The organism is Pseudomonas sp. CCC4.1, assembly GCF_035019225.1.
Lineage (GTDB): Bacteria > Pseudomonadota > Gammaproteobacteria > Pseudomonadales > Pseudomonadaceae > Aquipseudomonas > Aquipseudomonas bubulae.
Genome location: NZ_JASJWL010000047.1, coordinates 17,372 through 38,995, shown reverse-complemented (window position 1 = coordinate 38,995; position 21,624 = coordinate 17,372). Strand labels below are relative to the sequence as shown.

General features: G+C 58.5%; 21 protein-coding genes. 4 read left to right on the top strand and 17 right to left on the bottom strand.

Annotation, left to right across the window (positions count from 1 at the left end):
• Positions 1 to 138: 138 nt before the first annotated feature.
• The 9 genes from QN377_RS17030 to QN377_RS16990 form a co-directional block, all read right to left on the bottom strand.
• Complete coding sequence (locus tag QN377_RS17030) at positions 139 to 645, bottom strand: DUF2878 domain-containing protein (protein WP_095023085.1); 507 nt, start codon at positions 643 to 645, stop codon at positions 139 to 141.
• The gene (locus QN377_RS17025; RefSeq protein ID WP_095020518.1) at positions 638 to 1,909 is read right to left on the bottom strand and encodes an SAM-dependent methyltransferase; all 1,272 of its coding nucleotides are present in this window, start codon (positions 1,907 to 1,909) and stop codon (positions 638 to 640) included. Before QN377_RS17025 ends, QN377_RS17030 begins: the two co-directional genes overlap by 8 nt.
• Positions 1,896 to 2,696, bottom strand: a complete 801-nt coding sequence (locus tag QN377_RS17020; RefSeq protein ID WP_095018252.1) for a DUF1365 domain-containing protein — start codon at positions 2,694 to 2,696, stop codon at positions 1,896 to 1,898. Before QN377_RS17020 ends, QN377_RS17025 begins: the two co-directional genes overlap by 14 nt.
• A complete protein-coding gene (locus tag QN377_RS17015) occupies positions 2,693 to 3,940 on the bottom strand; it encodes an NAD(P)/FAD-dependent oxidoreductase (protein WP_095001108.1) in 1,248 nt (415 codons plus the stop codon). Before QN377_RS17015 ends, QN377_RS17020 begins: the two co-directional genes overlap by 4 nt.
• Positions 3,937 to 4,707, bottom strand: coding sequence for an SDR family NAD(P)-dependent oxidoreductase (locus tag QN377_RS17010; protein ID WP_095018251.1), 771 nt, complete (start codon positions 4,705 to 4,707; stop codon positions 3,937 to 3,939). Before QN377_RS17010 ends, QN377_RS17015 begins: the two co-directional genes overlap by 4 nt.
• Positions 4,700 to 6,145 carry a deoxyribodipyrimidine photo-lyase gene (gene phrB, locus QN377_RS17005; protein WP_095018250.1) on the bottom strand — a complete coding sequence of 482 codons (1,446 nt, stop codon included), beginning with the start codon at positions 6,143 to 6,145 and terminating at the stop codon, positions 4,700 to 4,702. The genes QN377_RS17010 and phrB overlap by 8 nt, the downstream gene beginning before the upstream one ends.
• An 8-nt stretch (positions 6,146 to 6,153) precedes the next feature.
• Complete coding sequence (locus QN377_RS17000; protein WP_095001111.1) at positions 6,154 to 7,092, bottom strand: MerR family transcriptional regulator; 939 nt, start codon at positions 7,090 to 7,092, stop codon at positions 6,154 to 6,156.
• A gap of 2 nt (positions 7,093 to 7,094) precedes the next feature.
• Positions 7,095 to 8,063, bottom strand: a complete 969-nt coding sequence (locus QN377_RS16995) for a YbgA family protein (RefSeq protein ID WP_095001112.1) — start codon at positions 8,061 to 8,063, stop codon at positions 7,095 to 7,097.
• A gap of 172 nt (positions 8,064 to 8,235) precedes the next feature.
• Positions 8,236 to 9,222, bottom strand: a complete 987-nt coding sequence (locus QN377_RS16990) for an NAD(P)/FAD-dependent oxidoreductase (protein ID WP_095001113.1) — start codon at positions 9,220 to 9,222, stop codon at positions 8,236 to 8,238.
• Between the two features lie 192 nt (positions 9,223 to 9,414).
• Here QN377_RS16990 and QN377_RS16985 point away from each other — a divergent pair, with 192 nt between their 5' ends.
• Positions 9,415 to 10,317, top strand: coding sequence for a TIGR01777 family oxidoreductase (locus QN377_RS16985; protein ID WP_169916758.1), 903 nt, complete (start codon positions 9,415 to 9,417; stop codon positions 10,315 to 10,317).
• Between the two features lie 13 nt (positions 10,318 to 10,330).
• Positions 10,331 to 11,356: a ferrochelatase gene (gene hemH, locus QN377_RS16980; protein WP_095001115.1), complete on the top strand. Its 1,026-nt coding sequence runs from the start codon at positions 10,331 to 10,333 to the stop codon at positions 11,354 to 11,356.
• Positions 11,357 to 11,462: 106 nt separating this feature from the next.
• Here hemH and QN377_RS16975 read toward each other — a convergent pair whose 3' ends face one another.
• Both QN377_RS16975 and upp read right to left on the bottom strand, forming a co-directional pair.
• Positions 11,463 to 12,740, bottom strand: a complete 1,278-nt coding sequence (locus tag QN377_RS16975; RefSeq protein ID WP_095001116.1) for a uracil-xanthine permease family protein — start codon at positions 12,738 to 12,740, stop codon at positions 11,463 to 11,465.
• A gap of 1 nt (position 12,741) precedes the next feature.
• Positions 12,742 to 13,380: a uracil phosphoribosyltransferase gene (gene upp / locus QN377_RS16970; RefSeq protein ID WP_095001117.1), complete on the bottom strand. Its 639-nt coding sequence runs from the start codon at positions 13,378 to 13,380 to the stop codon at positions 12,742 to 12,744.
• Positions 13,381 to 13,544: 164 nt separating this feature from the next.
• On the opposite strand from upp, the gene QN377_RS16965 reads away from it, so the two are divergent.
• A complete protein-coding gene (locus QN377_RS16965; RefSeq protein WP_095018249.1) occupies positions 13,545 to 14,102 on the top strand; it encodes a hypoxanthine-guanine phosphoribosyltransferase in 558 nt (185 codons plus the stop codon).
• Between the two features lie 64 nt (positions 14,103 to 14,166).
• Complete coding sequence (locus tag QN377_RS16960; protein WP_095001119.1) at positions 14,167 to 15,108, top strand: AEC family transporter; 942 nt, start codon at positions 14,167 to 14,169, stop codon at positions 15,106 to 15,108.
• 2 nt (positions 15,109 to 15,110) lie between these two features.
• On the opposite strand, the gene QN377_RS16955 is transcribed toward QN377_RS16960, so the two are convergent.
• From QN377_RS16955 to gatC, 6 genes are all read right to left on the bottom strand, one after another.
• On the bottom strand, positions 15,111 to 16,583 hold the full coding sequence (locus QN377_RS16955) for a PhoPQ-activated pathogenicity-related family protein (RefSeq protein WP_095018260.1): 1,473 nt from the start codon (positions 16,581 to 16,583) through the stop codon (positions 15,111 to 15,113).
• 137 nt (positions 16,584 to 16,720) lie between these two features.
• Positions 16,721 to 17,761: a calcium/sodium antiporter gene (locus QN377_RS16950; RefSeq protein ID WP_095018248.1), complete on the bottom strand. Its 1,041-nt coding sequence runs from the start codon at positions 17,759 to 17,761 to the stop codon at positions 16,721 to 16,723.
• 47 nt (positions 17,762 to 17,808) lie between these two features.
• Positions 17,809 to 18,180 (bottom strand): septal ring lytic transglycosylase RlpA family protein, encoded by a 372-nt coding sequence (locus QN377_RS16945; RefSeq protein ID WP_095018247.1) that lies wholly within the window; start codon positions 18,178 to 18,180, stop codon positions 17,809 to 17,811.
• Between the two features lie 77 nt (positions 18,181 to 18,257).
• Positions 18,258 to 19,703: an Asp-tRNA(Asn)/Glu-tRNA(Gln) amidotransferase subunit GatB gene (gene gatB / locus QN377_RS16940; protein WP_095018246.1), complete on the bottom strand. Its 1,446-nt coding sequence runs from the start codon at positions 19,701 to 19,703 to the stop codon at positions 18,258 to 18,260.
• Between the two features lie 10 nt (positions 19,704 to 19,713).
• Entirely contained in the window at positions 19,714 to 21,165 is a 1,452-nt protein-coding gene (gatA, locus tag QN377_RS16935; RefSeq protein WP_095018245.1) for an Asp-tRNA(Asn)/Glu-tRNA(Gln) amidotransferase subunit GatA, read from the bottom strand.
• Between the two features lie 15 nt (positions 21,166 to 21,180).
• Complete coding sequence (gene gatC / locus QN377_RS16930; protein ID WP_016781778.1) at positions 21,181 to 21,468, bottom strand: Asp-tRNA(Asn)/Glu-tRNA(Gln) amidotransferase subunit GatC; 288 nt, start codon at positions 21,466 to 21,468, stop codon at positions 21,181 to 21,183.
• Positions 21,469 to 21,624: the final 156 nt, after the last annotated feature.

The following is a 21,624-nucleotide window of genomic DNA, read 5'->3' as shown; positions in this document are numbered from 1 at the left end:
AGATGTGTATAAGAGACAGTAGATACTCTGTTGCCGGTTAACGCTCCCACAGTTAAAATTTCCTTCAGACCTTGCAGCTGCCGCAGCCGTCGTAAAGTCAGCCATTGCGGTTTGCCAGATGAAACTCGCTCTCAGGATTTACACTTGCTGCGCAACCGGACGTAGCCTGTCGGCAATCGCTACAAGGACCGCAAACAACCCAGCCCACAACAGGCTCAACCCGGCCAGCGTCGGCCACAGGCCCAGCGGGAATTGCACCGCGCCCAGACGTTGCCCGGCGTAATACGACAGCGGTCCACCGATGGCTCCCAGCAAAACAGCACGCCACCAGGGCTTGGCAGTCCACGCCAGGCAGTGGTTCAAGGTGATGGCCAGCAGGGCCCAAAGCAACATCAGCCAGAACGGAATCACTATGCCGGGCTGCTTGAAGGCGAAAACATCGGCATTGAGCAACAGGCTGTCCACCGTACTGCCGAGCACGCACACGACCACTACCAGGCGCACTTCTGCCAATGAGCGGCTGATAAACAGCAGATGCACCAGCAGGGCGCCCGCGGCCAGCAGCAACCACAGGCTGTTGCCGCCCAATACACAGGCAAACCAGCCGAGCTGGAACAGCCCGGCATTTACCAGGTTTTTAAGCATTGAACCGGCCAAGCAATGGTTCGGGCATGGCCGCCGGCTTGGCCAGCAACAATTGTGCGGTGCCGATGCTGCGCTCGAGAAAGCCGCCCTCGCAGTAGCACAGGTAAAACTCCCACAGGCGCAGAAAGTATTCGTCGTAGCCCAATTCCGTTAAACGGCCGTGTGCGCGGCGAAAGTTCTCATGCCACAAGCGCAGGGTTTTGGCGTAGTGCAGGCCAAAATCCTCCATATGCATCAGATTCATATCGGTGTCCTTGCCGACAATTTCGAGCATTTTTTGCACGCTAGGCAGTGCACCACCGGGAAAGATGTAGCGCTGGATAAAGTCCACGCTACTTTTTGCCTGCTCGTAACGCTGCTCGCGAATGGTGATGGCTTGCAGCAGCATCAGGCCGTGGGGCTTGAGCAAGCGGGCGCATTGCTTGAAGTAACTGGGCAAGAAGTGATGGCCGACTGCTTCGATCATCTCGATCGACACCAGCTTGTCGTATTGCCCGGTCAGGTCGCGGTAATCCTCCAGCAGTAACGTTACTTGCTCTTGTAAGCCCAGCGCTTCGATACGGGTTTGGGTGTAGTCGAATTGCTCTTTGGACAATGTAGTCGTCGTCACCTTGCAGCCGTAATGTTGCGCTGCATACAGCGCCATGCTGCCCCAGCCGGTACCGATTTCCAGCAAATGGTCTGCGGGCTTGAGGTCGAGCTTCTGGCAGATGCGCTGCAGCTTGTTAAGCTGGGCTTGCTCCAGGGTGTCGTCAGCCGTTAAGAACTGCGCGGCGGAATACATCATGGTCGGGTCGAGGAATTGCTCGAACATGTCATTACCCAGGTCGTAATGCGCAGCAATGTTTTTTTGCGAGCCCTTGCGGGTGTTGCGATTGATCCAGTGCAAGCCACGAATCAGCGGGCGACCCAGGCGGGCCAGGCCACCTTCCATGGCATCAAGCACGTCCATGTTGCTGACCAGTACGCGGATCACTTTGGTCAGGTCAGGTGAACTCCAGTAGCCATGAATAAAGGCTTCGCCGGCGCCAATCGAGCCGTTGCTGGCGATCATGCCCCAGACACTTGTATCGTGAATCTGCACCTCGCCGACCAGGCCCGCGCCGCTGTCACCGAAGATCAGGCGTTCACCGTTTTCGGTGACCACCAGATGCCCGCTTTTCAATTGACTGAGCTGGCGCAGCACCCCGCGTCGCAGTAGTGCGCTGGTCAGGTTATGGGTAGTCGACAGTGAGGTTTTGCTCACCAGGCTAGGGCTCTTCATGGCGTTGATCCTTGGGTTGCAGGGCGGCAATGCGAAAGGCGCCGTCGGCGGCCTGGTGGGAAAAAATCGGTGTGCGTTTAAGAAACAGGCGCAACGCTTGCCAGTAAATGGCCAGGCAGGTTTTGGCGGTCATCCACGGGAACTGCCGCAGATAGCGGTGCAGGCCCGGGCGGTCCAGGGGAGTGCGTTGCAGGTTGAGGGTGGCATCAAACAGTTTCAGATCACCTTGCCAGTCGGCCATATGCACCCCGAGCCGGGCCTGGGGCGGGCTGAAGCTCATGTGGTATTCCAGATCCCGTGGCAGAAAAGGTGATACGTGGAAGGCTTTGGCCACGGCAACGTGGGAAAGACCGTCTCCATTGGCGGGAAGCACATAGTGATAACGTTCGCGCCAAGGCGTATTGGTGACTTCACACAGGAGGGCGGCCAGTTTTCCGTCAGCTTCGTAACAATAGAAGAAGCTCACCGGGTTGAAGGACAGCCCCCAACTGCGGGCTTGTGTGAGCACGCATATCGGGCCTTGCGGCGTATAACCCAAAGCGCTGGAAACTTGCTGGCGTACTGCATCAATCAGGCGCATGCCGGTTGCGGTGAAGGTTTTCAGGTAATCGGTTTCACGAAACGAGAAGGGCGCAAAGCGACTTTTGCCTGCCAGTGGTGAAAGCCCCAGTACAGCGTCTTGCTCATCCAGATCCAGATACAACAGGCCGATCTGATAGCGAAAGGCATGGGGCTTTGGAGCAAAGCGCCGATGGCCGATCCAGCCGCTGTACAGGGCGCTGTTCATAATTGCTGACCAAAGGCCTGGGCCACGCGCAAGGCGCTGACCACGCCGTCTTCATGGAAGCCGTTGGCCCAATAAGCGCCACAAAAGTAGCTGTGCTGTGCGCCCAGCAGTTCTTGCCAGCGCGCTTGCGCGGCGACGGCGTCCAGGCTGTATTGCGGGTGGGCATAGGTGTAGCTGGCCAGCACTTTGAGCGGGTCAATTGCTGCGGTTTGGTTGAGACTGACGCAAAAAGTGGTCTCGCTCTGAATCCCTTGCAGGATGTTCATATCGTAGGTTACGGCTGCACGTTTTTGCCCTGCACCGCCCAGGCGATAATTCCAGCTAGCCCAAGCCAGCTTTCGGTCGGGTAGTAATCGGGTATCGGTGTGCAGCACGACCTCGTTGTCGGCGTATGGCATGGCTCCCAGAATCTGTTGTTCGGCAACCGAGGGCTTGGCCAGCAGCTTCAGGGCCTGGTCGCTGTGACAGGCAAAGATCACCTTGTCGAAAGATTCAGTACCGCCAACGCTGTGCACCAGAACGCTTTCGGCATTGCGTTCAACCTGGATAACCGGGCAGTTGCGGCGAATCCTGTCGGCAAATCCTGCGCTCAAGGGTTTTAGGTAGCTACTGGAACCGCCTTCAATCACACGCCATTGCGGGCGATTGCTGACGCTGAGCAGGCCGTGATTCTTGAAAAAGCGCACAAAGAACTGCAATGGAAAGGCCTGCATCTCGACCAGTGACATTGACCAGATCGCAGCCCCCATCGGCACGATATAGTGTTCGATAAAGCGCGAGCCATAACCCCGCAGTCGCAAGTAGTCGCCCAACCGGGTGTTGCTGGCAATACGTTGTTCGTCCAGGTCGCGAATGGCCTCGCGATTGAAACGCAAAATATCGCGCAACATGCCCCAGAACCTGGGCGACAACAGGTTGCTGCGCTGGGCGAACAGGCTGTTGAGGGTATTGCCGTTGTATTCGAGGTTGCTGTCGGTGTCGTGGACTGAAAAACTCATTTCAGTGGCTTTGGAGCCAACACCCAATTGCTCCATCAATTTGATGAAATTAGGGTAAGTCCAATCGTTGAACACAATAAAGCCGGTGTCCACGGCATAGGTTTGGCCTTTGACGCTCACATTGACGGTATGGGTGTGCCCGCCGATCCAGTCGCTGGCCTCGAACACGCTGACATCATGTTCTTTATGCAGCAGGTAGCCGCAGGTCAGCCCTGAAATCCCGCTGCCAATGATCGCTATTTTCATGATGGCTTACCGTCGGATGTACGTGCCAGACGCTTGCCTAACGCCACTTGCAGGCGCTTTGGCAGGTTTGCCAGCAGCCGCAAGGAGGCAATGAACAGCGTCGGGAAGGCGATCTCCAGCGGGCGTTTTTCCAGGCGCTGGCAAATATGCCGTGCCGCCTTGTGTGCAGGCCAGCGCATGGGCATCGGGAAGTCATTGTGTTCAGTGAGCGGGGTATCGACAAAGCCGGGGCTGACCAGGGTGACATCGATCTGTTCCTGGGCCAGATCGATGCGCAACGATTCGAGCAAGTAGCGCAGGCCGGCTTTTGACGCACCGTAGGCCCCGGCCCGAGGCAATGGCCATAAGGTGACCGAGCTGACCACTCCCACCAGATGCGGGCGCGAGCCTGCGCGCAGCAGTGGCAGTGCGCTTTCCAGGCAATAGCTGTTGGCCAGCAGGTTGGTGCGCACCACGCGCTCGACCAGTGCGGCGTCGAAGTGGCGGGCATCAACATACTCACAGGTGCCTGCATTGAGGATTACGGTGTCCAGCGCGCCCCAGGCCTGGATGATGCGCTTGCCAATTTCGCGTACCTGCAGGCTGTCGGTCAGGTCGCCGGGCACCAGCAAGACCTGTCCGGGGTAACGGTCGGACAAGGCTTTCAAAGGCGCCAGCGTGCGGGCTGTCAATGCCAGCCGGGCGCCGCTACTGAGCAACTCTTCGGCCATTTGCGCACCAATGCCGCTGCTCGCGCCCGTGAGCCAGATCCGCCGCCGATCAGCCATGGCTGGCCTCCAGCATTTGCCGGGAGGGCAGATTTTTGAAGGCGCTCAAGGCGCGGTCGCGGCTTTGGCTCAAGTTGACGATGGGCGCCGGGTAATTGGCCACGCCAAACAACCCGCCCACCGATGCGGGGTTGTGCACCTGTTTTTTGTTCAGCTCGGCCAGTTCGGGCAGCCAGTGCTTGATAAATTTACCCTCGGGGTCGAAGCGTTCGGACTGGGTGATCGGGTTGAAAATACGGAAATACGGCACCGAGTCGGTTCCCGTGGATGAACTCCACTGCCAGCCGCCATTGTTGGCGGCCAGATCACCGTCGATCAGATGCTGCATAAAAAAGCGCTCGCCCTCGCGCCAGTCGATCAGCAGATTTTTGGTCAGGAACATAGCCACTACCATGCGCAGGCGGTTGTGCATCCAACCGGTTTCCAGCAGTTGCCTGATGGCCGCGTCGATAATCGGGAAGCCAGTGCGGCCCTGTTTCCAGGCGGCCAGTTCATCCGGCGCGTGGCGCCAGGGCAGGTATTCGGTTTCCGGACGAAAGGCGCGGTGACGTGAGACCCGTGGGTAGCCCACCAGGATATGTTTGTAGAACTCGCGCCACAGCAGCTCGGTGATCCAGGTAAAGACCCCCGGGCTGCCGCTTTCAAACTCGCCGTTGTTGCTTTGCAATGCGGCGTGCAGGCATTGGCGGGGTGAGATCACGCCTGCCGCGAGGTAGGCCGACAGCTGGCTGGTACCGGGTTTGGCGGGCAGGTCGCGTTCGTCCTGATAGTAGTGGATCTGCTCATCGGCAAACTGTGCCAGGCGTTGGCGAGCCTGATCCTCGCCTGCTGGCCACAATGCGCGCAGCGAATCGCTGGGTACGGCGAAACCGCTGACAGACTTGGGTATGACGTCGCTCTGGATATTCAGCGGTGATTGTTTTTCAGGCCTGGCAACCAGCTTGGGCAAGGCCATGTGCAGGCGGTTGTAGCAGATGCGGCGAAACTGGCTGAAGACCTGAAAGTACGAGCCCGACTGCGTGAGGATGCTGCCCGGCTGGAACAACAGTTGGTCGAGGTAACCGTGAAACTCGATGCCCTGGGCTTCAAGGGCCCGGGCAACTGCCTGGTCGCGGCGGGTTTCATGGATGCCATATTCCTGGTTGGTGTGTACCGCCTCAACTCCGTGCTGCTGGCACAGCTCAAGGAGCACCGCAGGCGCCTGGTCCCAGCTGGGCGCAGTACGAATAAGCAAAGGAATATTGAGCTGTTGCAGGCTGTTGCTCAGCGTGCGCAGATTGCGCAGCCAGAAGTCTACCTTGCTTGGCGCATCGTCATGGGCCAGCCATTGCTCGGGGCTGATCAGGTATACGGCCAGGGTGGGGCCGCGTTTGGCAGCGGCGCTCAGGGCGGTGTTGTCGTCGTGGCGCAAGTCGGTGCGCAGCCAGATCAGTTGCATATCATTTCCTAGCGATAAAGGCCGAGTTGGCTGAGGCGTTGATGGGCCTCTACCGGGTTGTGGGCCAGATACAATCCTGCGATCTCGGTTGTACTTACGGACAACTGGTCGAAGTGGATGCATACCGTCGGTCCGGCGATCAGGATCGGGCAGTCGATACCCTGCAGCAGTCGGGGCAGTTGATGGGTATTGAGGGTTTTGCTGGAATACAGCACCACGGCGCGGGGCTTCAAATGCTCGACAGCCAGGCCCAGTTCGCCGCCGGGTACAGGTGCGTCGAAGACTTCGACCGGGCAGTGGCTGCTGCTGACCAGCAAGGCGGTCAGCCACAGTTGCGGCTCGAAGGGCAGGTCGGAATGATTGATCAGCAGTACCGGCGCGCCCTTGAGCGAGCGGTTGTTGTGATAAATCCGTGCACCCAGTTTGCTGCGCAGCCAGGAGTGGAAAAACACCCGCTCCAATTGCGCACCGAACTGCCCTTGCCAGCGTTGTTCCAGCTCGCTCAAAAGAGGCAGCAGCAGTTGTTCACAGAGCGGGCGGGCAGGGTAGAGCGACATTGCCTGGTTAAAGCAGTCGTCGAGGCGGCGTTCGGCCAGCTCACTGATGGCTTCAATCATGGTTTGCCGCCACGCCTGCCAGTCGCTGTCAGGTGCCGGGGCGAGAGTCGGCGGCGCGTTGAGTAGCGGCTTGATCTGGCTGACCGACACGCCACGGTTGAGCCACAACAAAATCTGCTGGATGCGCTGGATATGCTCGGTCGAGAACAGGCGATGGCCCTTGGCCGTGCGGTGCGGCACGATCAAGCCGTAGCGGCGTTCCCAGGCACGCAGGGTCACGGCATTCACACCGGTGATGCGCGATACTTCGCGGATGGGCAGCCAGCCTTCGGCCAGTGCCTGGCTGTAGTCCGTACCAGGGGTGTTGGACATGATCAGGTCATCATTCATGGTCAGATGGCATTACGCAGGCTGAGGTCTTCCGGGTGCGGCTGCAGGTAAACCTGGCGCGAGATGTACGGGTGGGGGTGCAGGCGAAAGTGATGCTTGAGCAGGGTCAGCGGGACCACCAGTGGCACGATGCCGTGCAGGTACTGGCCAATCAGTTGCTGGACTTCCTGCTTGTCTTCGGCGCTGATGGCTTGCTTGAGGTAGCCGCTGATATGTTGCAGCACATTGGTGTGGGTGCGGCGGGTGGCGCATTTTTTCAGGGCTTTCATCAGTTCGCTGAAGTACTGCGGTGCAATGCCCATAGGGTCTTGCTTGCCAAGGCTGCCGAGCAGGTTGCCGAGGGTTTTGTACTGCACCGGATGATGGGCCATCAGCAGATATTTGTAGCGGGCATGAAACTCGGTCAGTGAGCGGCGGGTAACGCCCTGTTTGAGCAGTGCCTGCCAGGCGCTGTAGGCGTACACCCGGGTCATGAAGTTTTCCCGCAGCACCGGGTCGTTCAAACGGCCGTCTTCTTCCACGGGTAAATCGGGTTGAGCGTCACAGAATGCCCGGGCGTAGATGCCGCGCCCGCTCAGTTCGGCAGGGCGTCCGCCGTCCTGATACACCTTGACCCGCTCCAGGCCACAGGACGGTGACTTCTGCATGAAGATGTAGCCGCAGATATCGGTGTGCGCCGCGGCCATTTCCACGCCGTAGTCGTGCAGGGGCCGGGTCACGTCCAGCGTGCTGTCGACCGTGCCGACAGCCTGGGGTTGTAAGGGGTTGCCCACCAATCGCACCGGCTGGCGCGGAATGCCCAGACCGATGGCGACCTCGGGGCAAAGCGGGACAAATTCGAAGTGTTGGGTCAGGGCCTGGCTGCACAGGCGTGACTCTTTATGCCCGCCGTTGAACCGCACTTCAGCCCCCAACAAGCAGGCGCTGATGGCTATTTTGGGTTTGTGCCGGGCAGATGCGGGGCTGGGCATGTGACGAACCTCCAAGAATTACTTGTACATCTTTTTGGTGATGTACAACTTGAGTTCATCATATGCCAGATGTTGTACAAGTCAAATTTATTGTACAGGTATTTGAAGGGTTGTTAATCCCGCGTAGCAGCTGCTCGTTCCTGCGGCAGCTGCTGCGGCACGTGTTGTGGCTTCAATCCAGATGCTCGATCAGCCGTCGCGCTGCTTCCTGGCCGCTGAGCCAGGCGCCTTCCACGCGACCTGACAAGCACCAGTCACCACAGGCATACAGGCCCAGATCGGAGTCGGCCAGCGCGCCCCATTCATGCGCCGCAGCAGGGCGGGCGTAGAGCCAGCGGTGGGCCAGGCTGAAAATCGGTGCGGGAGTAGGGAAGTGCATCAACTCGGCAAATGCGCCGTGCAGATGTTCGATCACTGACTCTTTGGGCAGGTCGAGGTTCTGTTTGCTCCAGGCACTGGTGGCGTGCAGGACCCAGGTGTCAGGCTGGCTGTCGCGCCCGGGTTTGCTGCGGTTACGGGCCAGCCAGTCCAGCGGGCTGCCTTGCACGAAGCAGCCTTCCATGGGCGTGTCGAGGGGGGATTCGAACGCCAGTGCCACGGCCCAGGCCGGTTCCATTTTCACACCGGCAGCAGCGCTTGCGAGCTTGGGTGCGCTGGCCAGCAGGGACGTGGCTTGTGGTGCCGGAGTGGCGATGATGACGTGGCTGAACGGGCCGTGTTCCTCACCTTCGGCATCCAGCAAGTGCCAGCGTTTTTCGCCGCGTATAAGGTCGGTGATCTGGCAGGAGAAACTCACGGGCAAATGGCCCAGCAGGCCTCGGGTAATGGCGCTCATGCGCGGCGTGCCCACCCAGCGGGTTTGCTCGTCGGGTGAGGGGCTTAACAGGCCATTTTTATAGTGGTACAGGTGCGGTTCCCACTCGGCGGCCCAGCCTTCGGCTTGCCATTGCTGGACTTCATCGACAAAACGGCGGTCGCGTGCGGTGAAATACTGAGCCCCCAGGTCCAGTACCCCGACATCACTGCGCTTGCTCGACATGCGTCCACCGCTGCCCCGGCTTTTATCGAACAATTGAATTGCATGCCCCGCCTTGTGCAGGGCATTTGCGGCTGACAGCCCGGCTATGCCGGCACCGATAATTGCGATGGGTACAGTCATTGTGGCCCCCGATCTCTGTTTGCACAGACTACGCCGTCGGCAATACCTGTACAATTATGTTTTTTAGTATAGGTTTTAGTGTTTATTCCAGATCCATGTGGCCTATTCTTAAATCAGCTCAACGACCGATAAAAGGTCTTTATATAAAAATAGACCAGTGCTCCCGATAAAACTCCTTGTGAGGATCAACTCATGCACATTTTGCTGACCGGCGGTACAGGCTTGATAGGGCGTCAGCTCTGTCGTCACTGGCTGGCGCAAGGCCATCGCCTCAGTGTGTGGAGCCGTCGCCCCGAACAGGTGGCTCAATTATGCGGTGCCCAGGTCAAAGGGATTGCCCTGCTTGAAGAGCTTGGTGAGGAGCCGATTGATGCGGTGATCAACCTGGCCGGCGCGCCGATTGCCGATCGGCCCTGGACCCGCAAGCGCAAGGCTTTGTTGTGGAGCAGCCGCATCACCTTGACCGAGACCCTTGTGGGTTGGTTGCAAAGTCGTGCGCAAAAGCCTTCAGTGCTGGTATCGGGTTCGGCGGTGGGCTGGTATGGCGACGGTGGTGAGCGCGAGCTGACAGAAGAGTCGCCGACGGTGAGTGAGGATTTCGCCAGCCACTTGTGTATCGCCTGGGAAGAGACCGCTCAGCGGGCACAGGTTTTGGGGGGGCGCGTGGTCCTGGTGCGCACGGGGCTGGTGCTGGCGGCCGAAGGCGGCTTTTTGTCGCGCCTGTTGTTGCCGTTCAAGCTGGCGCTGGGCGGGCCGATAGGCAATGGTCGGCAATGGATGCCGTGGATTCATATCAATGACCAAATCGCCCTGATTGATTTTCTTGTGCATGAGAATGCCGCAAGCGGTCCTTATAATGCCTGCGCGCCGCATCCGGTACGCAATGGCGAATTTGCTCAGGTGCTGGGTCGCGTGTTGCACCGCCCGGCCTTTATGCCCATGCCTGCCTTTGTGTTACGTGTGCTGCTCGGCGAGATGGCCGGTTTGTTGCTGGGTGGCCAGCGGGCTCAACCGGCAAAACTGCTGGCAGCGGGTTTTACTTTTCAGTTCACCGATTTGCGTGCGGCGCTCGAAGATGTCGCCGCCCGCCCCTGAAATAGGAAGTTGCATGACCGATCACGCGCTGTTGCTGGTTAACCTGGGTTCGCCGGCGTCTACTTCGGTAGCGGATGTACGCAGCTACTTGAATCAGTTTTTAATGGACCCGTACGTCATCGATCTGCCGTGGCCGGTGCGACGCTTGCTGGTGTCGCTGATTCTGATCAAGCGGCCCGAGCAATCGGCCCATGCCTATGCCTCGATCTGGTGGAAGGAAGGTTCGCCGCTGGTGGAACTGAGCCGCCGTTTGCAACAGGCCATGACCAAAGAGTGGAGCCAGGGCCCGGTCGAGCTGGCAATGCGTTACGGCGAGCCATCGATTGAAACCGTGTTGACCCGTATTGCTGCGCAGGGCATCAAAAAGGTCACTCTGGCGCCGCTTTACCCGCAGTTCGCCGACAGCACCGTGACCACGGTGATTGAAGAGGCCAAGCGGGTGGTAAAGGCCAAAAAGCTGCCTGTCCAGTTCTCCATCCTGCAACCGTTCTATGATCAGCCCGAATACCTCGATGCTCTCGTGGCAAGTGCCCAACCGCATCTGGAGCAGGATTACGATCACTTGCTGCTGAGCTTTCACGGCTTGCCCGAGCGGCATTTACACAAGCTGGATCCGACCGGCAACCACTGCTTCAAAAATGATGACTGCTGCAAGAATGCATCGCCTGCGGTACTTGCCACCTGTTATCGGGCGCAGTGTCTGCGCACCGCACAGGCCTTTGCCGAGCGCATGGGCTTGCCTGAAGGGAAGTGGTCGGTGGCGTTCCAGTCCCGTCTGGGCCGGGCCAAGTGGATTGAACCCTACACTGAGGCGCGTCTGGATGCGTTGGCCAAGCAAGGGGTAAAGAAGATTCTGGTGATGTGCCCGGCGTTTGTGGCCGATTGCATTGAAACCCTGGAAGAGATTGGCGATCGCGGACGCGAGCAGTTTATCGAGGCGGGGGGCGAGGAGTTGGTGCTGGTGCCGTGTCTCAATGACCACCCGCAGTGGGCGCAGGCGTTGAACACGTTGTGTGAGAGGGCGCCGCTGGCCCTGTAGAAAACCCCTGTGGGAGCGGGCTTGCTCGCGATGCAGTCAACGCGGTCTATCTGTTGGATAGAGGTGATGCCATCGCGAGCAAGCCCGCTCCCACAAGGATTACAGGTCAGATGACGGGGCCGTCACCTTTTTTCTTGTGCTTCCAGCTGTCATTGCCCGGCAGGATCAGGTTCAGCGCAATCGCCACAATGGCGCACAGCGCGATGCCTTTGAGACCGAAGTCCTCAGGCCCCATCCCCGTACCGATCAGTACGCCGCCAATCCCGAATACCAGGGTCACCGAGACGATTACCAGGTTGCGTGCTTCGCTCAGGTCGACTTGATGGCGGATCAGGGTGTTCATGCCCACCGCCGCAATCGAACCGAACAGCAGGCACAGAATCCCGCCCATCACCGGCACTGGAATGCTTTGCAGCAGTGCGCCGAACTTGCCGATAAATGCCAGGCTGATGGCGAAGATCGCCGCCCAGGTCATGATTTTCGGGTTGTAGTTCTTGGTTAGCATCACCGCGCCTGTCACTTCGGCGTACGTGGTGTTGGGTGGGCCACCCAGCAAGCCGGCTGCAGTGGTGGCAATGCCGTCACCGAACAGTGTGCGGTGCAGGCCCGGTTTTTTCAGGTAGTCGCGACCGGTTACGCTGCCTACGGCAATGACACCGCCGATATGTTCAATGGCCGGGGCAAGTGCCACGGGGACGATAAACAGAATCGCCTGCCAGTTGAATTCGGGCGCGGTGAAGTGCGGTAGCGCAAACCAGGGGGCGGCGGCGATCTTGGCGGTGTCGACAACACCGAAGTAGAACGCCATGCCAAAACCTACCAGCACGCCGGCAATGATCGGCACCAGACGGAAAATCCCTTTGCCGAATACGGCCACGATCAAGGTGGTCAGCAGTGCTGGCATCGAGATCAGCATTGCCGTCTGATAGTGAATCAGCTCGGTGCCATCTTCAGCGCGACCCATGGCCATGTGTGCAGCAATGGGTGCCATCGCGAGGCCGATCGAGATAATCACCGGGCCAATCACCACAGGTGGCAGCAGGCGGTCAATAAAACCGGTGCCCTTGAGCTTTACCGCGAAACCGAGAAAGGTGTACACGAAACCGGCTGCCATCACGCCGCCCATGGTCGCGGCCAGGCCGAACTGACCCTTGGCGAGAATGATCGGAGTAATGAAAGCGAAACTCGAAGCCAGAAAGACCGGCACCTGGCGCCGGGTCACGATCTGGAACAGCAGAGTCCCGAGACCCGCCGTGAACAGCGCAACGTTAGGGTCCAGGCCTGTAATCAAAGGCATCAACACCAACGCGCCAAAGGCCACGAAGAGCATCTGCGCGCCAGATATGATCTGGCGCCAGAGCGGGTCGTTGAACTCGTCCTGCATGTTAAATGTCCTTTTGCTTGGTGCCGAAGATCTTGTCGCCGGCATCACCCAAGCCCGGAATGATGTAGCCGTGCTCGTTCAAACGCTCATCAATGGAGGCGGTGTAGATGGTTACGTCCGGGTGAGCGGCTTCAACAGCTGCAATCCCTTCAGGCGCAGCAACCAGCACCATGGCGCGGATTTCCTTGCAGCCTGCTTTTTTCAGCAGATCAATGGTGGCAACCATCGAGGAACCGGTGGCCAGCATCGGGTCGATAATCATCGCCAGACGCTCGTTGATTTCCGGTACCAGTTTTTCCAGGTAAGTGTGGGCCTGGAGGGTTTCTTCATTGCGGGCAATGCCGACAGCACTGACCTTGGCGCCCGGGATCAGGCTAAGGACGCCTTCAAGCATGCCGATACCTGCACGCAGGATCGGGACGACGGTAATTTTCTTACCGGCGATTTTTTCAACTTGAACAGTGCCACACCAGCCGTCGATATCGTAGGTTTCGAGGGTCAGGTCACTGGTGGCTTCATAGGTCAGCAACGCGCCGACTTCCTGAGCGAGCTCGCGGAAATTCTTCGTGCTAATGTCAGCACGACGCATCAGGCCGAGTTTGTGACGGATTAGCGGATGGCGTATCTCACGGATAGGCATAGGGAAAAACTCCGGGGGCAGGCAAAAAAACCGGCCTAGATTAATCTAATCCGGGGTGATGTCCTACAGACATTACTGCACGTTAGTCCATAAATGCTTGATCTGAGCCAAGCGGATGCGTACCTTTGCCCGCTTTTCTTGCACAACACCCCCTGGAGAGCGTCATGTCTGCTGATCTCGAGCATATCCGTCAAATCATGCGAGAGGCTGACTGCCTGTACACCGAAGCTGAAGTCGAGGCAGCCATTGCCCGCGTTGGCGCGCAAATCACGGCTGAAATGGCCGAGACCAATCCAGTGGTATTTTGTGTGATGAACGGCGGCCTGATTTTTTCCGGCAAGCTGCTTACCCATCTGCAATTTCCGCTTGAAGCGTCGTATTTGCATGCGACACGCTATCGCAATGAAACCACGGGTGGTGACCTGTTCTGGAAAGCCAAGCCTGAAGTCTCGTTTATAGACCGTCATGTACTGATCATCGATGACATCCTCGATGAAGGTCACACCCTGAGCGCGATCGTTGATTTCTGCAAACACGCCGGTGCCCGTCAGGTGCATACCGCGGTATTGATCGACAAGGAACATGACCGCAAGGCGCGTCCTGACCTGAAGGCCGACTACACGGGCTTGCCTTGCATTGACCGTTACGTGTTTGGCTATGGTATGGACTACAAAGGCTACTGGCGTAATGCTGCCGGCATTTATGCCGTCAAAGGTATGTAATAAAGGTCGTTGAAGCTGACCCCTGGAAGGCTTCAACCTGTCCTGTCTTCACGAGAGCGCCGACATGCTGGCTATATTCCTTCAGACGCTCTCCATTACGGCTCCCGTGTTTGCCATGCTGTTTTTAGGCGTGGTGCTCAAGCGCGTGGGCTGGATCAATGACAACTTTATCCATACGGCGTCGGCATTGGTGTTTAACGTCACCATGCCGGCGTTGTTGTTTTTGGGTATTTTGCACGCCGACCTCAGGGCTGCCTTGCAGCCCAAGGTGCTGGCGTATTTTGTCGCGGCGACCCTGTTCAGCTTTGCCCTGGCGTGGGGCTGGTCAATCTGGCGCTGCCCGCGGGAAGATCGCGGCATCTACACCCAGGGCGCTTTTCGCGGTAATAACGGGGTTATCGGCCTGGCTCTGGCGGCCAGCATGTACGGCGACTACGGGATTTCACTGGGGGCAGTGCTCGCCGGCCTGGTGATCCTGCTCTACAACACCCTGTCGACCATCGTATTGGCGGTTTACAGCCCGGTCATCAAGTCCGATCCGTGGAGTATCTGCAAAAGTGTGGTCAAGAACCCGCTGATCATCAGTGTTCTGGCTGCAGTGCCCTTTGCGCTGTTCAAGATCAGCTTGCCTGGCTGGTTGCAGGCATCGGGTGAGTATCTGGCGGCGATGACCTTGCCGCTGGCGCTGATTTGCATCGGTGGCACGCTGTCATTGGCGAGCCTGCGCAAAAGTGGCGACATGGCGCTGAGCGCCAGCCTGGTGAAAATGGTCAGCATGCCACTGCTGGCAACCCTCGGCGCCTGGATCTGCGGTTTTCGCGGGCCGGAACTGGGGATTTTGTTCCTGTACTTCGCCAGCCCTACGGCGGCTGCCAGTTATGTCATGGCGCGGGCAGCCAATGGTAATCACGAGCTGGCAGCAGCGATTATCGTGATCACCACCTTGATGGCGGCTATCACCACCAATATCGGGATTTTTGTGTTGCAGTGGGGCGGCTGGATTTAATCTCAGGCTGGATCGTTCAGGTTTCTGCATGCAGGCCCGATTTGTTTGGGTGTCCAGGTCGGATAGGTGTGCGGCAAAACCAGTACAGGCGTACTGATGACCAGGCCGTCGGCCATCGTGGCCTCTATGTAGTTGGCGCTCCAGCCCTCTTCGGGTGAGTTCAACTCAACGGTAAGCGTGTTGTTTTCGGTCATGACAATCGGGGTGGCTTCGTACCTGATACCGCAGGCCAGTCGGAAATCACGATCATTGAGATTGAACGCGCGCCATTGAACCAGTTTGGTGGGGCGTTCAGAAAACCCAAGTTGCATTTTTGAACTTGCCGATTCGGTTTTTTCGATGGTTGTCAGGGTCGGTAATGGACGTTTCTGTTGCAGTCGGTTGGTAAAAGCAATCAACGAACTCTCGATAAATGCCTTGATCCCGTAATGGCTTGCGTTGGGTGCGACACGGAGCATTTTTGTTCCAGGCAACGCGTCAAAATAAAACCGTGCGTTGTCCGGGAGAAAAAAGTCATCGCTGCTGGCATTCACGATGTACTTGGGGATTGTCATCCTGTCGGTTGATGATTTGACATAGAGCAGAGGGTCTTCTATCTGCATCAGTTTGTCGAAATCAGCCGTTTCTAACTGTTGCGTAATGCCTTCGTGGTGATAGGCATTGAAAGCAATCGGCCAGCTTTTACCATAAGCACCATAGGTGTGTTTCAGAACCGCTTTGGTGTTGAGAATATCGATAACAAAGGGAGCTATTGCGCTCACCCGCGAGTCTGTCAGCGCCGTCATCCATACCGCCCACCCCCGTTTGGACGCGCCGCTGGCAATAAAACGATCTATTTGCCATGGCTTGAGCTCCTGCTGGGCAAGGTCCATGGCTTTGACCAGTGTGAGCATCATGGGAATGTGCAGCGAAAGAAATGGCCGGGTCTCAGGGTTTTTTAGAAACAGAGACCAGCTATGGGCCACGCTGTCATCTTCGCGACGCGCCAGGTCATCATCGGTATAGGTCAGGTACTGATTCGGGATATTGCTGACAGAGGCCACAATGGTTTGCGTTTGCCGGGCAATGCCGAGTGCCATTTCTTCGGTAAAGTCTGTTGAAGGTTGCAGGGGTTTGTCGGTTGCAGGGATATTGATCCCGTTATTGGCGATCAATAGTGCCTGGCTATTCAATGCAGCTTGCGGAATATAGATATCGACAGTGTGAACCCAGTCGGTCGGGCGAGCGAAGTCATGCCCTGTCCAGCGCTGGGACTGAAGCTCGAAGCGACGTCTTTCCACCCCGGGAAACAATGTTGAGCCGATGAACTTGTGCGTCAGCGCCTGATCAGCTTGAGCCTGTTTGTAGCAGCCCAATACTTTACTGAAATCTTGACCGTTGTTGATGAAGCAGGTCATCGCGGCATCCGATGCGTAACTGCAACCGCTTGTCAGCAGGGTGAGGGCGAGTAAAACGAGGGAGCGAAGTGAGTTCATGGCAGGCCCGTAAATACCAGAGGCGCATGTATCGCGCGGCATCCTCCATGTTTACGGGAGTTATCTAAATACTTCAGCAGGATGTACCTGTCTTTGTTGTAAGTTTTGTTCCTGCATTAAGTGGTAGTCACCACGCCTCAATGTTGTCGGCGCCATGCACGCAAAGTGCTGAACAGCAGAAACAGCGACAAAGCCGGCAGAATGTAAAACAGCATCAGATGCTCGAGCTTGCCTGCCAGCGGCATGCCGGTGGTGAATGACACTACGTGCAGGCCATACGCCAGATACAAGCCGAGAAACAGCAAGCCTTCTGCCCGTGTCACCCGATAGCCGCTATAGAACACCGGCAGGCACAGTGCTGCCACGCCCAGCATTACCGGCAGGTCGAAGGCCAGTGCATTGGGCGACACCGACAGTGGCGCGGGCGCCAGCAGGGCGGTGAGCCCCAATACGCCCAGCAGGTTAAACACGTTGCTGCCAATGACGTTGCCCACCGCAATTTCACGCTGGCCGCGAAATGCAGCAATCAGGGAAGTGGCCAGCTCGGGCAGTGAGGTACTCACAGCGATGATGGTCAGGCCGATGATGCGTTCGGACAGGCCCAGCTCTGACGCCACCTCGACGGCAGCGCCCAGCAGCAGGTGGCCGGCAAAGCCGAGGAGGAGCAAGGCGCAGCCCATCTGCGTGAGTGTGCGTAGCCATGAAGCGTGAGGGGTGTCGCGGCCGGGGTGGTGGTGACCGCTGTGGCGGGATTGGTGCAGCAGCAAGAACAGGTACACCAGCAAGCCGACCAGCAACAGTGCGCCGTCCAGGCGGTCGAGTTGATGGTTCAGGGCCAGTGCAAACACCATGATGCTGGCGAGAATCATCAACGGGATGTCCAGGCGCACCAGCTGTCGCGACACCCGCAGTGGAATAATCAGCGCCGAAAGCCCGAGGGTGACGAGGATGTTAAAAATATTGCTGCCAATGACACTGCCCACGGCAATGTCCGCGGTGTCATTGAGCGCGGCCTGCAGGCTGACCGTCATCTGGGGTGCGCTGCTGCCCATTGCTACCACGGTCAAGCCGACCAGAAGTGGCCGTACCTTCAATTTGCTCGCAATGTGCTCTGCGCAGCGCACCAACAGCTGCGCACCTGCAATCAACAGCACCAGGCCGCCGAACAGTTGCAGCACGCTCCACGCAGATAATGCGTTCAAGCCGAAAATAGTGACCCCCTCGCTTAGTCGCTCAAGCCCTGGACCCGGACTTTAGCCGTGCCACTGCGCAGCATATCCAACTGCCTGGCGGCCTGGCGTGAAAGATCGATCAAGCGGCTGCGCGTATGCGGGCCGCGGTCATTGATGCGTACCACGACGGATTTGTCGTTGCTCAAGTTGGTGACCAGTACCCGCGTCCCGAAAGGCAGGGCGGGATGGGCAGCGGTAAGGGCATTTTGGTCGAAAGGTTCACCGCTGGCGGTTCGCTTGCCGTGGTGGCGAGCGCCGTAATAGGAGGCAATGCCGGTTTTGTCATAGCCGCGGGGGTCTATGTCATGGCTGGCACAGCCGGCGAGCAAGCTGAGCAGGGCGCAGGCGCCGAGTAGCTGCTTCATGGGGGAATCCTTCTGTTGCGGGAAATAACCACAAAAATCTGTGGGAGCGGGCAAGCCCGCTCCCACAGTTGAGTGGCTTAGCCTTCGAGTTTGCTTTTCAGCAGCTCGTTGACCTGTTGCGGGTTTGCTTTGCCTTTGGACGCTTTCATCGCCTGGCCGACAAAGAAACCGAACATCTTGCCGCGCTTGGCTTCATCTGCCGCACGGTATTGCTCGACCTGCTCTGCGTTGGCCGCCAGCATTTCGTCCAGCACCTTTTCAATGGCGCCGCTGTCGGTGACTTGCTTGAGACCGCGCTTTTCGATGACCTCGTCAGCGCTGCCCTCGCCATTGGCCATTGCTTCAAGCACCACTTTGGCAATCTTGCCGGAGATGGTGTTGTCCTTGATGCGCTGCAGCATGCCGCCCAGCTGTTCGGCGCTTACCGGTGACTGGTCGATGTCCAGGCCTTGCTTGTTAAGCAGGCTGCCCAGCTCAACCATGACCCAGTTGGCCGCCAGCTTGGCGTCGCCGCTGATGCTCACGACTTTTTCGAAGTAGTCCGCCTGTTCGCGGCTGGAGGCCAAAACGCTGGCGTCGTAGGCCGACAGGCCGAACTGCGACTGGAAGCGCTCGCGCTTTTGCGGTGGCAGTTCTGGCAGGGTGGCGCGAACCTGTTCGATAAACGCATCTTCGATCACCACCGGCAGCAGGTCGGGATCGGGGAAGTAACGGTAGTCGTTGGCTTCCTCCTTGCTGCGCATGGCGCGGGTTTCGTCCTTGTTCGGGTCATACAGGCGGGTTTGCTGGATAACCTTGCCGCCGTCTTCGATCAGCTCGATCTGGCGCTGGATTTCGCTGTTGATCGCCTTCTCGATAAAACGGAACGAGTTGACGTTCTTGATCTCGCAGCGGGTGCCGAACTCGGCCTGACCCACCGGGCGCACCGATACGTTGCAGTCGCAACGCAGCGAGCCTTCGGCCATGTTGCCGTCGCAGATACCCAGGTAACGTACCAGGGCGTGCATGGCTTTGACGTAGGCCACGGCCTCTTTGGCGCTGCGCATGTCCGGTTCGGAAACGATTTCCAGCAGCGGTGTGCCCGCGCGGTTCAGGTCGATGCCGGTGGAGCCGCTGAAATCTTCGTGCAGGCTTTTGCCGGCGTCTTCTTCAAGGTGCGCGCGGGTAATGCCGACCCGCTTGACGGTGCCGTCTTCCAGAGTGATGTCCAGGTGACCCTTGCCGACGATCGGCAACTCCATCTGGCTGATCTGGTAGCCCTTGGGCAGGTCGGGGTAGAAATAGTTCTTGCGGGCAAACACGTTGTGCTGACCGATCTCGGCATCTACTGCCACGCCGAACATGACGGCCATGCGCACGGCCTCCTGGTTCAGTACCGGCAATACGCCGGGCATGCCCAGGTCTACCAGGCTGGCCTGGGTGTTCGGTTCTGCACCAAAGGTGGTGGCACTACCGGAGAAAATCTTCGATTGGGTGGCGAGCTGGGAGTGAATTTCCAGCCCGATCACAACTTCCCATTGCATATGTTTCTCCTCAGAAGCCGGCAGGTGAGCGCGTGTGCCAGTCAGTGTTCAACTGATACTGGTGGGCGACGTTGAGCAGGCGACCTTCCTGGAAATAAGGTGCAAGCAACTGCACGCCCACTGGCAAGCCATCGACAAAACCGGCTGGCATCGACAGGCCCGGCAGGCCCGCGAGGTTGGCGGTGATGGTGTAGACGTCTTCCAGGTAGGCGGAAACCGGGTCGCTGTTTTTAGCGCCGATTTTCCAGGCCGGGTTAGGCGTGGTCGGGCCGAGGATGATGTCGACTTCGTTGAATGCCGCCATGAAGTCGTTTTTGATCAGGCGACGGATTTTTTGCGCCTGCAGGTAGTAAGCGTCGTAGTAGCCCGCCGACAGGGCGTAGGCCCCCACCAGGATCCGGCGCTGTACTTCCGGGCCAAAGCCCTCGGCGCGCGAGCGCTTGTACAGGTCAGTGAGGTCCTTGGGGTTTTCGCAGCGATGGCCGAAGCGCACACCGTCAAAACGCGACAGGTTGGACGAGGCCTCGGCAGGTGCGATGACGTAGTACGCAGGAATCGCGTGCTGCATGTTCGGCAGGCTGATCGGCTTGATCACGGCGCCGAGTTTTTCCAGTTCCTTGATGCTGTTGTGGATCAGCTCGGCGATACGCGTGTCGAGGCCTTCGCTGAAGAACTCTTTAGGCACGCCGATACGCAGGCCATTCAGCGAACCATTGAGGTTGGCGCTGAAGTCCGGTACGGGTTCGTCAATGCTGGTGGAGTCTTGCGGGTCGAAACCGGCCATGCCTTGCAGCAGGATGGCGCAGTCTTCGGCCGTGCGAGCCAGCGGGCCGGCCTGGTCGAGGCTGGAGGCGTAGGCGATCATGCCCCAGCGCGAAACGCGACCGTACGTCGGTTTCAGGCCTGTGAGGTTGGTCAGGGCTGCCGGCTGTCGGATTGATCCGCCAGTGTCGGTCCCCGTCGCGGCAGGCAACAGGCGGGCGGCAACGGCGGCGGCCGAACCACCCGACGAACCGCCGGGTACGTGGTCAAGGTTCCACGGGTTTTTGACCGCGCCGTAGTAGCTCGATTCGTTGGCCGAACCCATGGCGAACTCGTCCATGTTGGTCTTGCCCAGGCTTACGGCGCCGGCAGCGGCCAGCTTGGCTACCACTGTGGCGTCGTACGGTGCCTTGAAGTTGTCGAGCATCTTCGAGGCGCAGCTGGTGCGTACGCCCAGGGTGCAGAACAGGTCCTTGTGAGCGATCGGGGCGCCCAGCAGGGCACCGCTTTCACCGTTGGCGCGGCGTGCGTCAGCGGCCTTGGCCTGCTCCAGGGCAAGGTCTTCGGTGAGGGTGATAAAACTGTTGAGCTGAGGATCGAGCTGGGCGATACGCGCCAGCAGGGTCTTGGTCAGCTCTTCGGAAGAAAACTTTTTATCGGCGAGTCCGCGGGCGATCTCGGCCAGAGTCAATTGATGCATGCAGGCGCTTTCCCTTTACTCGATGACTTTCGGAACCAGATAGAGGCCGTTTTCGACCGCCGGTGCGATGGACTGATACGCCTCGCGATGATTGCTCTCAGTCACGACGTCTGCACGCAGGCGCTGGCTGGCTTCCAGTGGGTGGGCCAGAGGCTCGATACCGGTCGTGTCGACGGCCTGCATCTGATCAATCAGCCCCAAAATGCTGTTAAGGGCTTCGGTGGTGCGTGGAATATCGGCATCATTGAGGCCAAGACGGGCCAAATGTGCGATTTTTTCCACGTCGGAGCGGTCTAGCGCCATGGGATTCTCCAGTGGAAAACAGGACGGATGCTATCCGTGTGTTAGATTGTCGGAACACTACCGCATTTCTACGGTCATATGGCCGCGATTGTGGGTGTTGGTGCTCAGAAAAGCGCCCAATTTAACATATTGGCGCCTTGCCCAAAATCCCTGTCG

Bases quoted from the DNA above. Each gene is read 5' to 3' on its own strand.
- QN377_RS17030 (WP_095023085.1), bottom strand. From the start codon at position 645: ATGCTTAAAAACCTGGTAAATGCCGGGCTGTTCCAGCTCGGCTGGTTT.
- QN377_RS17025 (WP_095020518.1), bottom strand. From the start codon at position 1,909: ATGAAGAGCCCTAGCCTGGTGAGCAAAACCTCACTGTCGACTACCCAT.
- QN377_RS17020 (WP_095018252.1), bottom strand. From the start codon at position 2,696: ATGAACAGCGCCCTGTACAGCGGCTGGATCGGCCATCGGCGCTTTGCT.
- QN377_RS17015 (WP_095001108.1), bottom strand. From the start codon at position 3,940: ATGAAAATAGCGATCATTGGCAGCGGGATTTCAGGGCTGACCTGCGGC.
- QN377_RS17010 (WP_095018251.1), bottom strand. From the start codon at position 4,707: ATGGCTGATCGGCGGCGGATCTGGCTCACGGGCGCGAGCAGCGGCATT.
- phrB (WP_095018250.1), bottom strand. From the start codon at position 6,145: ATGCAACTGATCTGGCTGCGCACCGACTTGCGCCACGACGACAACACC.
- QN377_RS17000 (WP_095001111.1), bottom strand. From the start codon at position 7,092: ATGAATGATGACCTGATCATGTCCAACACCCCTGGTACGGACTACAGC.
- QN377_RS16995 (WP_095001112.1), bottom strand. From the start codon at position 8,063: ATGCCCAGCCCCGCATCTGCCCGGCACAAACCCAAAATAGCCATCAGC.
- QN377_RS16990 (WP_095001113.1), bottom strand. From the start codon at position 9,222: ATGACTGTACCCATCGCAATTATCGGTGCCGGCATAGCCGGGCTGTCA.
- QN377_RS16985 (WP_169916758.1), top strand. From the start codon at position 9,415: ATGCACATTTTGCTGACCGGCGGTACAGGCTTGATAGGGCGTCAGCTC.
- hemH (WP_095001115.1), top strand. From the start codon at position 10,331: ATGACCGATCACGCGCTGTTGCTGGTTAACCTGGGTTCGCCGGCGTCT.
- QN377_RS16975 (WP_095001116.1), bottom strand. From the start codon at position 12,740: ATGCAGGACGAGTTCAACGACCCGCTCTGGCGCCAGATCATATCTGGC.
- upp (WP_095001117.1), bottom strand. From the start codon at position 13,380: ATGCCTATCCGTGAGATACGCCATCCGCTAATCCGTCACAAACTCGGC.
- QN377_RS16965 (WP_095018249.1), top strand. From the start codon at position 13,545: ATGTCTGCTGATCTCGAGCATATCCGTCAAATCATGCGAGAGGCTGAC.
- QN377_RS16960 (WP_095001119.1), top strand. From the start codon at position 14,167: ATGCTGGCTATATTCCTTCAGACGCTCTCCATTACGGCTCCCGTGTTT.
- QN377_RS16955 (WP_095018260.1), bottom strand. From the start codon at position 16,583: ATGAACTCACTTCGCTCCCTCGTTTTACTCGCCCTCACCCTGCTGACA.
- QN377_RS16945 (WP_095018247.1), bottom strand. From the start codon at position 18,180: ATGAAGCAGCTACTCGGCGCCTGCGCCCTGCTCAGCTTGCTCGCCGGC.
- gatB (WP_095018246.1), bottom strand. From the start codon at position 19,703: ATGCAATGGGAAGTTGTGATCGGGCTGGAAATTCACTCCCAGCTCGCC.
- gatA (WP_095018245.1), bottom strand. From the start codon at position 21,165: ATGCATCAATTGACTCTGGCCGAGATCGCCCGCGGACTCGCCGATAAA.
- gatC (WP_016781778.1), bottom strand. From the start codon at position 21,468: ATGGCGCTAGACCGCTCCGACGTGGAAAAAATCGCACATTTGGCCCGT.